General features: G+C 66.5%; 6 protein-coding genes and 3 pseudogenes. 4 read left to right on the top strand and 5 right to left on the bottom strand.

The features are described 5' to 3' along the window. Positions 1 to 150: 150 nt before the first annotated feature. The gene (locus OG456_RS49985; RefSeq protein WP_266571826.1) at positions 151 to 1437 is read right to left on the bottom strand and encodes a pentapeptide repeat-containing protein; all 1287 of its coding nucleotides are present in this window, start codon (positions 1435 to 1437) and stop codon (positions 151 to 153) included. A 927-nt stretch (positions 1438 to 2364) separates the two neighbouring features. Between OG456_RS49985 and OG456_RS49980 the strand changes: the two genes are divergently transcribed. From OG456_RS49980 to OG456_RS49965, 4 genes are all read left to right on the top strand, one after another. Further along, entirely contained in the window at positions 2365 to 4611 is a 2247-nt protein-coding gene (locus tag OG456_RS49980; protein ID WP_266571825.1) for a DUF262 domain-containing protein, read from the top strand. 256 nt (positions 4612 to 4867) lie between these two features. Further along, positions 4868 to 6688: an acyltransferase gene (locus tag OG456_RS49975; protein ID WP_266571824.1), complete on the top strand. Its 1821-nt coding sequence runs from the start codon at positions 4868 to 4870 to the stop codon at positions 6686 to 6688. A gap of 62 nt (positions 6689 to 6750) precedes the next feature. After that, the gene (locus OG456_RS49970) at positions 6751 to 7287 is read left to right on the top strand and encodes a hypothetical protein (protein ID WP_266571823.1); all 537 of its coding nucleotides are present in this window, start codon (positions 6751 to 6753) and stop codon (positions 7285 to 7287) included. A 49-nt stretch (positions 7288 to 7336) separates the two neighbouring features. After that, positions 7337 to 7480: a hypothetical protein gene (locus tag OG456_RS49965; protein WP_266571822.1), complete on the top strand. Its 144-nt coding sequence runs from the start codon at positions 7337 to 7339 to the stop codon at positions 7478 to 7480. Between the two features lie 252 nt (positions 7481 to 7732). On the opposite strand, the gene OG456_RS49960 is transcribed toward OG456_RS49965, so the two are convergent. From OG456_RS49960 to OG456_RS49945, 4 genes and pseudogenes are all read right to left on the bottom strand, one after another. Continuing rightward, a complete protein-coding gene (locus tag OG456_RS49960; protein WP_266571821.1) occupies positions 7733 to 10051 on the bottom strand; it encodes a serine/threonine protein kinase in 2319 nt (772 codons plus the stop codon). A 2117-nt stretch (positions 10052 to 12168) separates the two neighbouring features. Next, positions 12169 to 12849, bottom strand: a pseudogene (locus tag OG456_RS49955) (leucine zipper domain-containing protein); the annotation flags it as partial. Between the two features lie 72 nt (positions 12850 to 12921). Continuing rightward, positions 12922 to 13514, bottom strand: a pseudogene (locus OG456_RS49950) (MscL family protein). Positions 13515 to 14470: 956 nt separating this feature from the next. Continuing rightward, positions 14471 to 15005: pseudogene (locus OG456_RS49945) on the bottom strand (5'-methylthioadenosine phosphorylase); the annotation flags it as partial.

Below are 15005 nucleotides of genomic sequence, written 5' to 3'. Positions count from 1 at the left end.
TAGGGCGGGGCCGATACGACATCGGATCCGAAGACAGCCACGGCGTCGGCACCGGGGCCGGTAGCGCTGTGGGGCCGGCGGCCAGCCGTGTGATGGTCAACAGTGCTGCCCGGGCCGGCGCCGGTCTGCCTGCGTGCTCGAGTGGTCGGGTCAGTCGAAGAGGGTTTCCTGGATGGGGTGTTGATGGCGTGGCCGGGGGAGCGGGGCCCGCGGTGGTGGTGGCGGGCAGGGTTCGGCGGGTGTGGTGTCCCGGGCCGTGTTGGCCACAGCCGTGCCGGTCAGGGCCTGGTGGCAGGCAGCCCTCAGGTCGGGCAGGGGCACACGCGCCCCGAGCAGTCGCAGGAACTCGTCGATGTCCCAGTCGATGAGGGCGCCTTGCCGGGAGAGGTAGAGGCCGGTGCGGCGGATGCGGTAGGTGTCGTGGTAGTCGAGCAGGAGGTAGCCGGCGAGCTGATACAGCGCGGCGCGCCCCAGTTGCTCGGGCCGGATGGTGGCCTTGCAGTCGATGAGGCAGCCGCCCAGGATGAAGTCCGCGTCCGCGCCGTCCGCGTCCGCGCCGTCCGCGTCCGCGCCGTCCGCGTCCGCGCCGTCCGCGTCCGCGCCGTCCGCGTCCGCGCCGTCCGCGTCCGCGCCGTCCGCGTCCGCGCCGTCCGCGTCCGCGCCGTCCGCGTCCGCGCCGTCCGCGTCCGCGCCGTCCGCGTCCGCGCCGTCCGCGTCCGCGCCGTCCGCGTCCGCGCCGTCCGCGTCCGCGCCGTCCGCGTCCGCGCCGTCCGCGTCCGCGCCGTCCGCGTCCGCGCCGCCCTCGAAGACGGGACCGCAGATCCGCTGCCCGGAGGGCAGTTCCCGCAGGGCGGGGAACGGGCCGGGGTCCGCGGCCAGCATCATCTGGCGCCGGACATCGTCCACCACGGTGGCGGGCACCGCTGCCAGCAGGTCCTCGAGGCCGGCATCGGGCGCGCATCGGCCCAGGCTGTTGCCGCGTACGAAGCCGCCCAGCCGGTAGATCGTTTCGAAGCCGGATGCGACGTGGCACAGGCGGACCAGCCGGTCCTCCGCCTCACCGGCCAGTGCCAGCGGCACGCCTTCGCGTTTGTCGTAGCTGCGTAGTTCGGCCAGCAGGTCATGGCCGGCTGCCTGAACGGCGAGGGTCACCTCCCGACTCGGCCAGCCGTCGTCGTCGATGCGGGCCAGATCGACACCGCAGGCGATGGGCCCGCCGGTGGGCGCGCCCAGGCTGATGCGCAGCCGGTGGTCGATGGAGTGGCCGATGAGGGCGTAGTCCGGGCGCACCCCTTCGGATTCCGGTTTGACGGGGGCTGGAAAGGGGGCCAGCCGCCTGCGTAAGTCGGGTAACAGCCCCTGGGGCCGCGGCAGATGGTCGGCGAGGAAGCGGGACAGGGGCGAGGCGGGATCAGCGAGCGAGGACGTCAGACTCATAGCCCCGCATCCTTGCGGCCGGGTCTGACAGCCGGCAGCGCCCACAAGAGCGATCTGTCCTGCGCAGGTAATGATCAGGCCACCGCAGCCAGGCCGAACACAAGCATCCCCGGTCTATGGTGTGCTGCTCAGCGGCCCAGGGATGTGCCTGGCGCGGGTAAAGACAGCGGAATTGCGACAAAGTGAGGAGCCGTACTGCCGACGGTTTGCCGGTCTCTGCCGCCAGGACGCCGACTGGCAACTGGCCAGACCCGCGACGAGGGCACAGGGCCCCGCCTCGGTGTGAAACCGCTCGCGCGACCGGTCCAACTCCCGCTGCCACGGTCCATACCCTGCCAACAACATTGCGTCCACAACCCGTTGGAGCCCACGGCGACCTGCTGCAATGCACCAGCACTGCGACCAGCCGATCACCATCCTCCTCCTGGCCCTCCGAGAACTGCCCGACCCTCGACCGCCAGCCGCCGCGTCCCCGGCCTAACCCGGACACGAAGGCCCCCTGCCCCCCACCTGGCGCAGGCAGCGGGCCGGAATCGGCTGCTCGCCTGGAAGTCGAGATGCCAAGCCGTGAGCATGGTGTTCTGGCGCTGCGAAGCTGTCCGCTGTGTCGCCGGCGCGCCCCAGCCCACTCTGGTCGAGGCCCGGTTCAAAGACGCCCACAACCACCAGTGGAGCGTCGGCCCGCCCGGTGAGGGGACGTGGGGTGGCGCTTCGTGCCGTCGGTACAGCTGTTGCCGAGCTGGAGCAGATACCCCCACCGGCTCGCGCTTCGAGCCCTGGCTCCGGGACGGCGATCGGTGACCGACTTCTTGGGCGGCCCACTGCCGGTGAGCGAGTTGTGGATGGCTGAGCTGCACGCTGTCTGTACTGCTCGGCGCTGGGTTGGGACCATGGGCGAGCAGCGGAGATCGGGCTGGGGGCGGCAACATGGGTGTAGACGAGATCAAGTCCCAGGGGTTGAGCCTGCGGGAGCTGTTTCGTGAAGTGACCTACGAGGTCGACTACTACCAGCGTGACTACACCTGGGGCGAGGGAGAAGTACGCGTCCTGTTAAGGGACTTGTGTGATTCGTTCAAGGACTGGTCGGCGAACCCTGCATTCATACGCCGCCCCGGGACCGCTCCGCAGTACTTCCTGGGCCCGTTCGTCTACTACGAGCAGTCACGGAACAGGCGCTGCCTAGTCGACGGCCAACAGCGATTCGTCACGCTGCACCTGGTCCTTGTCCAACTCCGCCTGATGGCACAGGCCCCAGAGCACCGCAGAATCACTGACCGGCTCAACCGCGTGATCATCACTGACCGCGGCCAGTTCTCTGTCGGCATCAGCGATCACGAGCCGGTCCTGCGCGCGGTCAGCGAGGGACGCGCCTACGAACCCGTGCCGGGCGACTCCCTCTCCCGACGCAACCTGTGGGCCCGCAGCCAGCAGGTCGAAGCCCAGCTCGCGGAAGATCTTGATGCCGAGAGTCTCCATCGGTTCACCGAGTGGCTGTTGGACCGGGTGATCCTGGTCGGGATCCGGGCGGCCAACTCCGACCACGGCTACCGGATGTTCGAGACGATGAACGACCGCGGCGCCCGTCTCACCGCGGTCGACCTCCTCAAGAGCCACCTGCTGTCCAATGTCGGAGCAGGAGAGGACCAGCTCAACGTTCAGTGGCAGGAGATGCTGCGGGAACTGGCAACGGACCGGGAGGATGCGGGAGCGGTATCCCGGTTCATCAAAGCCTTCCTTCTGGCACGATACGCCCGCACCGACCGGGACAACGACCGCCGCCAGATCGAGAACAACCTCAACGTCTGGGTACGCCAGCAGTCCCAGTACCTCGGCCTGGTGAAAGGCCGCCCTGAGAACTTCCTCCAGTTCGTCCAGGATCTGCTGAAGTCGGCGCGCCTGTTCCGTCCGATCCTCGCAGCAAGCCGCCACCCCAAAACCGACGACCGGCTCGAGGCGGTGTTCTTCAACGAGCGCAACGGACTGGGAGCCCAGACTGCGGCCATCGTCGCCGTCATCGACCCCGACGACCGCCCGTCCGACGCGAAGGACAAGGGCCGCCTGGTAGCCGCCTACATGGACCGCTGGTACACCCTGCGGGTCCTGCACGACCTACCCGTGCAGTCCGCCGACGCCGACACGCTCGTCCACCACACCCTCGTTCCGCTGCTGCGCACCTGCCGCACGCCCGCCGACGTCGCCTCCGCCCTGGGCGACCTCATCCAGCGAGACGGTCTGTCGATCAGCGAAGCGGTCACGCTCGGGCTGCGTGGCAACAACGCGCATCAGATCCGGTATTTGCTGGCCAGGGCCGCCGCGTTCGTGGAGGAGTCGTGCCAGCGTTCGCCTGACGTGCTCGCCTTCCTCGACCGGGACAGGTTCCACATCGAGCATCTGTGGGCCAACCACCATCACCGGGTGGCAAGCGAAATCCCGGACCCAGTGGTCTTCCGTAGTCGCCGCAATCAGCTCGGCGGCCTCGGCCTGCTGGCAGGCCGCGAGAACTCCAGCATCAACGACCTGCCGCTGCATGAGAAGGCTCCGCTGTACGCACGGAGCAACGTCCTCCTGGGCGTCATCGCCCCCGGATACGACCGCCGTAACCCCCTGCTACGCGAGTTCATCAAGACGCACCAGCTCGACAGACTGCTGCGATCGTTCGGGCCGCGCGAGTCGATGACCTCCGTCGTCCAGACCCGCCAGGAGCTGTACCTGCGTCTGTTCCACGGTATCTGGGACCCGGAACGCCTTGGATTCCCACGCGCGGAACAGACGCAGGATGAGGGTGCTGAAGAGCCGGTTCAGCAAGTTCGCCAGACGCAGACGCAGACGCAGACGCAGACGCAGACGCAGACGCAGACGCGGCGCAAGGCGGGCGCCAGACGTCGCCGCACGGACGTTGCCAGGATGCTCGACGCCGATGTCCTGAAGGCAGGCACGCAGATCGTGCTCACTTACCGCTCCGTCGACCACTGGGCGGCCATCGACGAAGACGGCGGCATCGTCCTCACGGCAACCGGCGGTACCCCTTACGGCCGGGTAGACGAAGCCGGCGCCGTAGTTCGAGGCACCAAGACCTGCCAGGGCATGAATGAGTGGCATGTCGAGGACGCGACAGGAGAACGCGTCAGCCTGCGAACGCTACGGGACCGGGCGATGGCAACAGGCGTCCTCTAGGACGCGTAGGACGTGCGCACGCCCGGCACGGCATGTGGCGGCGTCTCCTCACGGCGTTGGACGTCATCGCCCAACTGGGCGCGGACGCCCAGGCGTCTCGCTGGCACGTTGGTGGGCAGGGCGAGCAGGCCACCAACGCACTCCCCGCCCGACTTACCGGCGACGCGCCGCCTCCTGCTTGGAGACATGACCTCAACCTCGATAGAAAACGCATTTCTGATGCGATTTCAGTATTGAAAATGTTAGTGTGTCATGTATGTCGCTGGGTACTGAGGAACTGTTGAGGCTGACGGTGTCGGCGTTGATGAGTCGCGTGGGTGAGCGGCAGGGGGATCTTGCGGTTGCGTTGGGTCAGGCGCAGGCGCAGGTGTCGCGTAAGCAGTCGGGTAAGCAGCACTGGACTCTGGATGATGTGGACCGTCTGGCGGCGCATTACGGGCTGGGGGTGCTGGATCTGCTGGCCGGTCCGACGCACGCTGTGACAGCTCTGTCCGCGGACCGCGACGGTGGTGCCGCGCAGGCCTCGCTTCCGCTTGCTGTGCCGCCCGCAGAGTCCACGCGAAGTCACGCGCCAATGCCGCGCGGTGAGGCTTTGGGTGGGCCGTGTGTGTTGTGTGGTGAGCCTGCCACGGAGGCGGTGGAGGGCATGTGGCAGCACCTGACGAGCGAGGAATGCGCCGAGGCCTTGGACGCGGCTGCGCCGCTCGCGCCGCTGGCCGATTACGCCGAAGGCGAGCACCGGGAGGAGGAGTTCACGCCCGCCGGCCCGGGGGAGTCAGTCCTGCCGGGTTCGGAAGAGTCGCAACAGGGCCTCGTAGAGTCCGACGTGGACTTCGTTGCGCCCGCGGCTACACCTACGGCACCCGTGGAGTCTGCGGCGCCGAACCCCGGCGACGCGCAGCCCGAGTCCGCGGCTGTCGGCCCGGACGTCGTCGTGGCCTCGGCTGCCTCTGTGGCGCGTGAGCCCGTCCAGCAGGTGCCCGCGCCGGAGCTTGCCTCGGCGGTGGCGGCCACGGGGGGCGCCGTCGACCAGTCGGCTCCGACTGCGGCGCCTGCTGTGCCGGCACCCGCACCCGAGCTGGAGGGCAGGCAGCCGACAGCCTCGGTCGCTCGGGTGCCGGGCTATGCCTCGGGGTCGCTGGTCGATCAGATCCACGCCCGCGTGCGGGACGTCCTGAACGAGCATCAGGGAGACGTCGAGGCGGCGCAGGCGGCTCTCATTAAGCGTGCGATCCCGGATGTGATGGCGTTGTTCGAGCGCTCCCGGGTCGGTGGCCGTTACGCGCACTCCAAGTTCCCGCCCACGGACGACATTCTGCGGAAGAAGTCCCAGAAGGGTGCGGACGACATTTGGGAGGGCCGCCCGAAGTGGCGGAACAAGACCGCTTTCGACGCGGCGAAGAAGGGCGAGCAGATCGAGGTGACCGCCCTGGACATGAATGCGGCCTACCTGTCCGCGTTCAAGTGCTGGCTCCCGGTCGGAAAGCTGGTGGAAGACACGACGGGCGTGCACGAGCCGAGAAAGTCCGGTGTCTACCAGATCACCCCGGCTGAGTGGACACACGCCAACCTGCCCAACCCGCTGGGGAACCGGCAGGAGCCCGGGCCGCTGTGGGTTCCTGACTCCCTGGTGCGTCTCCTGCTCGACTGCGCGCAGTGGGACCTGTGCGAAGCGCCCGTGATCCACCGGGCCCTGTTGTCCGGCGGCACGGAAAGCCTTCTGGAAAAGCTGCGCCGTGCTCTGGCCCAGGCCCGTAAAACCGCTGTCGCGGATGGCGATGAAGTCGCCGTGGAGTACGTGAAATCCATGTACTCTAAGTTCGTGTCCACGATCGGCGAGTCCAGTGCGAATACGGATATTCGCCGCCCGGACTGGATGCACATCATCCGCGCCAAGGCATTCACGAACCTGTGGCGCAAGGCCTATAAGGCACACGGGGCGGGGTTGACGGTGGTGGAAATCTCCGGAACGGACGAACTCCACATTGCGGGGGACTGGCGCCCGGTTTTCGCGGAGGGTCGCGACCTGAACCAGGTCAAGGAAAAGAAGCTCTACACGCTCGGGGGTAAGCGATAGTGGCCGGGTCGCCAGACTTGTGGGCACGCTGGGGCGACTGGAAGAAATTCGATACGCGCGGGATGAAGGGCGGCGAGGCCCTGATCCTGGAACTCAACCGCATCGTCTACGAGTCCGGCTTTTCCTCGCCCATCACCTCGACTCGCGGCCAGAGGGCCCGCATCCGCTACCTCGACAGCAAGGCCGGCCGCGCCGAGCTCCGCGCCCAAGGCGTCAGTGACCGCGCCATGCGCTCGTGGTTCAACGGCAAGTCCCGCCCCTCCAAAGCCAACTTGGAGCGCCTCGACAGTGCGTACTGGGTCCGCCGCCGCGAGAACCTGATCCGCTCCGGCTCGCTCAAGCGCCACCTCGACAACGACGGCCAAGGCCGCCGCATGGAGATCTACCCCGTCGACCAGTCCGCCGTCCCTCAAAGCCGCGCGCGGTCGAACGTCACCGAACGCTCGATCACCGTCCGATACGTCTGGGCCGACCTGGTCGACGCCTGGGCCGCCCAGGACGCCGGCCTGATGGACGAAATCTGGGACGACATCATCACCGACCTCGACAGTGACTACGCCGCCTACGCCTACGTCTCCTCCGTCGGCATCGGCGCCTGAGCAGACGGCAGGAGCCAGGAGCGATGGGCACTACTACCCCGACACCGCGATGTCGGTTGTCATCCAGCGACCCGATCGGCTCCACCGCCGTCACGGTGAACCTCCAACAGCTCCGCTCGCAGCGAGCGGCACCGTCGACCTCGCCGCGATGGCCCGCGCCGACCAGGCGCTACGCGCCGTCCTGGTCCTCTGAGCAGTCAAGTACATCAAGTCCCAACTTCTTTGGGAAACAACTGACTTGATTACCCCCGACCTGAGCCCGGCCCGGAAGGAACACCGCGCATGACTGCCGCTCCTGTTGGGAGCCGCCCGACCTGCGCACCCTGCCGGACCTGTGTGCCGAGCTGGTCGACTACTACGCCACCGACCCGGCCGTATGGGCCTGCGCAAAGCCCTGCGCGCAGGCCCGGGTAAGTAGCCCTCGAGCAGCGGAGTGGCTATCTGGCTAGTGGGTCCCTTTTCTCATGGCCGAACGGATCTGTAGGGCCAAGGCCGGTTCGTTGAGTAAAGAGCGGTAGCGGATCGCGCAGCGGGGGTGGTCTTCCAGGGCTGACGCCATGAGGACAGCGGCCTCGCCGCGCAGGGTGAGCAGCCACGAAGCGACGGTGTCGCGCGCTCGAACCGGACTCCAGGCACCGTCCCATACACACATCGCGCGAGCTGCTTCGTCCATCAGGTCCCATGAGCCGGCGGAGGCGGCGAAGGCAGAGACACGCTGTAGCCAGAGCACAGCTCGATGGATCTCGTCCTGCCGGGCACGAAGCTGCCGGTCCACGGCATGAGCACTCAGCGCCTCGATGAGCAGCTCGGCCTCGGCCGGGAGGCGGATGAGGCCCTCGGCCGCTGTTTCGGGCTTCAGCTGCGTCAGCGTGCCGACGTACAGATCGGGTGCGTCCGGGTGGTCGGCGGTGAAGGTGAGAAAGGCATCCACGGCCTCGGTGCCTCCGCTGAGGGCTGCGGCGAGCAGGTGCTCGCCTTGCTCTGCCGGAGACTGTACCGGGCCGGTCAGCTTCTCGTGCATCAGCTGGCGGAGGTCAGCAGCGGTCTGCGGGCGACGGTTCGGGTCTTGGGCCGTCGTCGCGCGGACGATGTCCCTCCACGGCCCGGCCGCGGGCAGCAGACGCCGTTGCATCACGGGATGCCCCTCGGCCAGGGCCCAGGCGATGACACGACCGACGCCATAGATGTCAGCAGCCGGCGTGGACTCGTGGGCGTCGATGAACAACTCTGGCGCAGCAAACCCATCGGTGCCGACTTCCGCGCGTGTGCGGTCCGAGGTTGTCTGTCCACGGGGCCGGCGCACGACGCCCCAGTCGCCCAGGCGCCACCGTCCGTCGAGCAGAAGGATGTTGGAGGGCTTTACGTCCCGGTGAAGCCAATCCCCACCATGCGCGGCCTCTAACACGCTGAGCAGGGCGTCCACCAGCTCCCGGAGAGCTCCTGGGTCCTTCAGCTGCTCCCGATTGGCTGCGGCGGTCCCCTGTGCCATCGGCATGACCAGCCAGCCCTCAGCAGGGTTGGCGTCAAGGATCGGCACGTAATTCGGGTGCGCGTTGAGGATCTGGGCGACGTCGATCTCGCGCCGCATGCGCGCTGCTGGAGTCTCCCGCTGCGAAAGGCGGCGCTTGAAGGCGACACGAACACCGGTGGCCTTGTGCGTAGCGCCGAAGACCTCTGCCTGCCCGCCTATCTCCATGCGCACCCGGTCCAGCGCGTAGTCCTTGCGGTGCCCCCGGGCTGCGCTTTGCACGGCTGCGTAAGAGCCCTCGGAGAGCACCGGCAGGTCCCCGGCCAGAGTGTCCTCGCCAGCGCCACCCTCAATCCCGTGCTGATCAGGCGTCGCAGGCGCCCCGACATGCTTGGCCTGCAGGAGTGGACCCGAAGCCTGGGCGCCCTCATTTGCGAGGCTGCCAGCGTGGCTGGTCTGGGGGCGCGCGCCGTAGATGGGATAGCCGCTGATGTCGGCCACGGGTGTGAACGCGTACCCATCGCGGCGCACCATCTCGTCCACTAACTCGGCGACTGCGGCTGCCTCGGCATCATCAGATCGAACCTCGGGATGGAGCATCTCCGACAGGAACTTCAGGAGCACGGCATCCGGGCCGTCGCAGAGCCCGAAGCGCTCATCGAGGTAGATCCAGTCGTCTTCCCAGTCGTAGTTGTTGTATCGGTGCTGCCTGATGTCGTCTTCCGCGTCCGTGAACCTCATGTCGGTGCTGGGGAGGAGATGGAGGTCGTAGAGCCGGTTCAGGAAGTCGATCTCGTCGAGATCGCCGAACCACTGCACCCCTCTCTTCGCCAAGTGCTTGAAGAGCCGTCTGCGGGTGACCTGAGTGATGTTCCGCGCGTCGTCAGGCACCGCGGCCAGCCGTCCTGGATCCCCGGTCACGGGAGCAGGCCGCACACGCAGCTCCCCGTCCAGGAGGTATCCGTCGCGTTCCAACGCCTCACGAAGCTCATCGAGTTCGGTCGGGTCCAGACCGTCAGCACCGAAGTTCCTGATGTCGCGATCCAGCCTCCGCAGCAGACTCTCGAAGACGCGCAGAGCACGGCGCGCATGGCCCTCGTCGGTCCAGTCAACCGAGGCTTCGTACGCGTCGTAGGTCTGCTTGCGGACTCCGCCTTCGCGAGGCGTGAAGGTCTCACTCCGCGCGAAGTTCTCGTTCTCCCAGTACTCCGCGATCGCCGCGACGTACAAGGTGCTCATCAGCCGGCGCACGGCGTTGCGGGTAGCGCGGGAAACAAGTGGTCGAGCAGCAGCCATGTGGGCACATTAGACGATTAGATCCACCACGCATTGCCCCTGAGAGCAGGGGACTTGGAGGTTGGCCAGACAAGCAGCCTTCCGGTGAGGGCACCCGACCGGGCGCCCTCACCGGAAGGCGCAGGAGCTCTGCTGCTGTGCGCGGATGCCCGAGGCCGCAGCGGCGCCTGGGCCCGCCATGAGGACGTGGTCCTGGTGCTCGTGGCCGTCGGCGCGGGACTTCCACGGCGACCAGGTCGTCCTGGCCAGCGTGTTGACACCGAGGCACGGGAGGGCATGAGCGGTTGAACGGGATTCAAAAGGGTCCGGGGCACTGATTGTGTGTCGGACCCTTTTTCTGTTTCTGCATGCGGGCGGATTTGCGGATTCGGCATCGGCCCCGGCGCACCCTTTTCTGTTTCTGCATGCGGGTGCTTTTGAGGATTCCGCGTCGGCTCCGCACCCCCTTCTCGTTGGTGCGTCTTTCGGTTTCAGGATTGTGCAGATTGGATTTCAGGGTGAAATTCTTCTCGATATAAGTTTTGTTTATTGCTTTCCTTGATGGTGTAGACCATTCTCTCGGACTTCAGGTATGAGGTTCATGGCTACGTGTGATGGATGGTCAGGGGTGCGGTTGGGCTTGACGCCGGGTCAGTTCCGGAGGCATGTGTCACTGCCCGGGAGCCCGGGAGCGCGAACCCGGTGACCGGAGGCCCGCAGGGCCGGAGGGAAAGTCACAGCCCGGGATCAGCGGCTGATTAGCCTTTTGAACAGGGATTATGACTCACTGTTAGGGGAGCAGGCGGAGAGGCCGGCACCCCAGAACGGCCGTAGACCCGGAACAACCGGGACCGGCCCCGCAGTCACCGCAGGTGACTGCCAGCCGGGACCACTTCACCTGGCGCCGCGCCGCGGCGCGGCCCCCTTGGGAGTGACGCAGTCACTCCGCGTCATGTCTCCGCGGCGTTTTCGGTATGCTTCGTTCAGTTATCAGATTTGGGTGTTTAACCCTTGTCCAGGGTTTGTGTAACCTTGTTTTCGCATTTATCGTGAAACGCTTTCGCGTTTTTCGTGCGCCGCTTCAGCTCTTTTAAATCGTGGTCGACGTGCATGAAGAACCGGGGTTATTTGTATACGTCTCCACTGAAGGCGCTGGAGGATAAGAGGTTCATGCGGAGCGAGCCTCACAGGAATTTAGAGGTCGCTACGGCTGTAGCGGATGTGGAATGCAAGAAGGGTAATGTTCTAGCCACTTGGTTTTCAGTGGAGGTTAAGATCCAGGAAAGAATGATAAAAATCATTTGAAGGAGCTCGGCGAATTGCATGACATGCATGTCATGCAAATTTCTCGAGCGAAGCACGTGTCCCCACGGGGAAACCCGGTAAGCGTGTTGGTAAAATCTCTGCATAAAGAGCTATAGAGGGGATGGGCGCTTCCTTTCACCGAAGCGCCCTTCCTCTGCAGCGGACTAGAACAGGTGGCACTTAGTTTCGTAGTCAAAAACGATTGAAGCGTTCTCGTTGTACGTGGCGATTAAGCTTGGGTGCGCCGTGATTCCATTATCATGTCACACGGACCGCCGTAGTTACTGTTGAAGTGTATCTTGACGTAATTCCAGCCGATGGTAGTGTCTTTAGTTCCGAAAAACTTTGCCGACGCTGCATTATTCTTTACGGCTTGGCCTGAACCGGCGCTTCCGCCTCCAAACTTATAACCGGCAAGGTCGGGAATGTTTTTGATCCCAAACGGAGAATTTCCCATTCGCGTACTCGCTGTTATAGTAGAGGCTGATGCATCCCGTCTTGTAAGTGGCGCTGCAGTTCGTCCCTGTTCCTGCAAACGAGGGTGTAGCGAAGGAAATCGCTGCCGTAGCAGCCAGAGCACTTACCCCGATTGCTTTGAATTTCAGAGCGGTGCGCAAAGTGTGACCTCGGTTGATTACCTGTAAGTGAATCTTAGCAGGAGCGCGACTAGCTTTGTGGAGTAATCCCGTTGTTCTCTGCGGTTAAGTGTGACGCTTCTTTACGGGCTATTTCGGGTTGTGTGGTGAAGTTTCCGAAGAGTCCGGGGGCGAGCCTGCGGCGTCGTTGGGTTTGGCTCGTTTTCGCCTGCTGGACAAGGGTGTTGCGCCAGAGGTGGAGACGTAGCAGGCGCCGTTGTCGGTCAGTACGCGTTCGACGCTGATCCCGGCCCGGGCGAAGAAGGCGTGAGCGCGTTGCCGAAGCCGACGGCGGTTTCCTTCTTCTCATCGGTGAGGATCTCGCTGTAGGCGAGGCAGGAGTGGTCGTCGATGGCGTTGTGGATGTAGCTGTAGCCGACGCCGGAGCGGGTCTTGCTGCCGGCCGTGCGTCCGAAGGGTCTTGTGGCCGCCGCCGTCGGGATGTTGCCGAGCTTCTTGATGTCCACGTGCACCAGTTCGCCGGGCTTCTCGCGTTCGTAGCGGCGTATGACACGGCCCGTGCCACGGTCCAGATGGGCCAGGCGGGCGAGGCGGTAACGGATCAGGACGCGGTGGACGGTGGCGGATCTAGCCAGGTAGGCGATGCGGGCCGGTCCCCATCGGCGCAGTACACGGACCTTGATGATCCGGCGCTCGGTGCGGGCCGGTGGTGTCCGGCGTGGACTGCGGTGCGGGCGCGAGGACCGGTCGGCCATGCCCGCCTCGCCCGGCGCGGTAGCAGCGGGCCACCGTTGAGCCGTGGTGGGTGAGACCTGGAAGCGGCCGGCGGCCCGCCGCAGGGGGCCAGCCGTTCTCGACGACGCAGCGGGCCAGACGCAGGCGTCCGGTCTCGGTCAGGGGTGCATTACGGTGGGGCATGAGGGCCTTCTGATCGTTCCGTGTAGATGTCGCAATCCACACCGAACCCGGAAGGCCCTCACTCGTTCGGAATCACCCCACCGTGAAACTGTCACCAACCTCCGTGGACAGAACAGCTAGTCCGCCTGCCGGCCGACCCGGGTCCTCGCCAAGGCCCCCGCGGAGCAGGCCGTCGTTGCTGCTGCTGCCGCTTCCGCTCGTTCCGCTGCCGCCGGGCGCTGCGCGACCAGTGCGTCGCGGATCTCCTTGAGGACCTCCAGCTCGCTCACCTCCATCGTCTCCTGCACGCCCTCCTTCGCCGCCTGCATGGCGGCCGCCTGGCGAGGTACTTCGCCATCGGGAGCACCATCAGGAAGTAGACGACGGCGGCGGTGATCAGGAAGCTGAGGGTGGCGCTGAGCACCGAACCCCACAGGATCCGGATGCCCTCGGTCACCTCGCCCGTCTTGGGGTCCGTCAACAGGGGCCCTTGAGGCAGGAGCTGTAGCTCTCCAGGTCCTTGCTGCCGAACGCGCCGACAGGCAGGATTGATGGCCTTTTCACGATCGCGTTCACGATGTTCGTGAACGCGGCGCCGACGACGGCGATCGCCAGATCGATCACGTTGCCGCGCATCGGAAGGCCTTGAAGCCGTCCAGCAGACTGACCTTTTTCTTCTCGCTCACGCGGGGGCCGTCCTTCGTGTGTGCCGTAAGGGAGCAAACTGTTCCGCAACTTACGGCAGCACAAGAGGATCCACCCCATTCACGGCTGATGTCAGGTGACGTGATGGTTCGTCAGTACGAATCAACACAGGATCACCGCAAGTCCGGCAGACGTTCCCGCCCCCGGTCAGGGCCGCCGTCGACCGCGGCACCGACAACACGATCAGCGCCCCGCTCTCCACCGATGCCCCGGCCGGCGCCGACGGCACCCGGTCCACCCGTGCCCCCTCGGCGAGCACCCGGCCGTCGGCCCCCGCGGTGCCGGCAGCACGACCACATCGACCCGGTCTCCCGGCCGCAGCAGCCGGACGGTCTCCGCGTCGGCAGTCGGACGGGCGCGGACACCAGCCGGTCCTGCGGCGAGGCCCGCTCCGCCGCCCGCACCGGTCGCCTCCGCACCCCGTGCCCGCCGCCGGCCCCGTCATTAGCCCCCACGCTCCCGCCCCCGCCGAGCCCCGAGGCGGCCCAGCGCGGCAGCCGTCAGCGCCAGCCCCGCCGCCATCGCCCGCCGCTGCCGCCACACCGCCCTCCGCAGCCGGTGCCCACTGCCCCCGCGCACCCGCAGCGGGAGGGGAAGGGCGGCACCCGCGGGGCGGCGGTGGGGCGGGAGGGTGGGGCCGCGGGACGCCGAGAGAGGGAGAGGAAGAGCGGGAGGGAGAGGGAGAGCCGTACGAGACATGGCAAACACCGCCTGCGGTCAGGGAGTTCAGCGAACGGGAAATCGGAGGAACCGAAGTGTGGTGTCAGTCCGGAGAGGACCGGCGGACACCACTCTGATCCACCACCCGCGCGTTTCCCGCTGAGCCCTGTGGACGACTCGGGCGATGGGAAAACTCCCTCACCCTGTGGGGCGGTCCGGAAACCGCAACGGTCACCCGGAGACGGTTCAACCGCCACCCGAGCCGCCCACGACCACCCTACGGCAGCTCGATCCCCGTGTCGATCCCGTCGAGCGCGTGGGCACGCGCAGTCGCGGTCCGCCTCCGCGGGCAGCTCGGCGACCGCCTCGAAGAGCACCGAACGCAGCAGGAGACATTGTCCGCGAACACCTTGAGCACCTCTTCGTGGGAGACGCCCTCGCCCGCCTCCGCGCCCGCGTCCAGGTCCGTCACCAGCGTCATCGTGGTGTAGCAAGAGCCCCAGTTCACGGGCGAGCACGGCCTCGGGGTGTCCCGTCATCCCGACCACCGACCAGCCCATCGCCGCGTGCCAGCGCGATTCGGCGCGGGTGGAGAAGCAGGGGCCCTCGACGACCACCAGCGTGCCGCCGTCCACCGCCTCCCAGCCCTTCGCGCGCCGCCATGAGGGCTGACCGCCGCGGGGCCAGTACGGGTCGGCGAAGCCCAGGTGCACCACGTTCGGGACCACGCCGTCCGCCCAGGTCTCGATGTAGAACGTGGACGCGTGCCTTCGTACGGTCGACCAGCTGGTCGGGTACGAGCAGCGTCCCCA

The organism is Streptomyces sp. NBC_01446, assembly GCF_026340095.1.
Taxonomy (GTDB): domain Bacteria; phylum Actinomycetota; class Actinomycetes; order Streptomycetales; family Streptomycetaceae; genus Streptomyces; species Streptomyces aureus.
The sequence above is the reverse complement of the archived record's forward strand: the minus strand, read 5'-3'. Positions and strand labels throughout refer to the sequence as shown.

Excerpts from the sequence above, each read along its gene's own strand:
- OG456_RS49985 (WP_266571826.1), bottom strand. The coding sequence starts at position 1,437 with ATGAGTCTGACGTCCTCGCTCGCTGATCCCGCCTCGCCCCTGTCCCGC.
- OG456_RS49980 (WP_266571825.1), top strand. The coding sequence starts at position 2,365 with ATGGGTGTAGACGAGATCAAGTCCCAGGGGTTGAGCCTGCGGGAGCTG.
- OG456_RS49975 (WP_266571824.1), top strand. The coding sequence starts at position 4,868 with ATGTCGCTGGGTACTGAGGAACTGTTGAGGCTGACGGTGTCGGCGTTG.
- OG456_RS49970 (WP_266571823.1), top strand. The coding sequence starts at position 6,751 with ATGAAGGGCGGCGAGGCCCTGATCCTGGAACTCAACCGCATCGTCTAC.
- OG456_RS49965 (WP_266571822.1), top strand. The coding sequence starts at position 7,337 with ATGTCGGTTGTCATCCAGCGACCCGATCGGCTCCACCGCCGTCACGGT.
- OG456_RS49960 (WP_266571821.1), bottom strand. The coding sequence starts at position 10,051 with ATGGCTGCTGCTCGACCACTTGTTTCCCGCGCTACCCGCAACGCCGTG.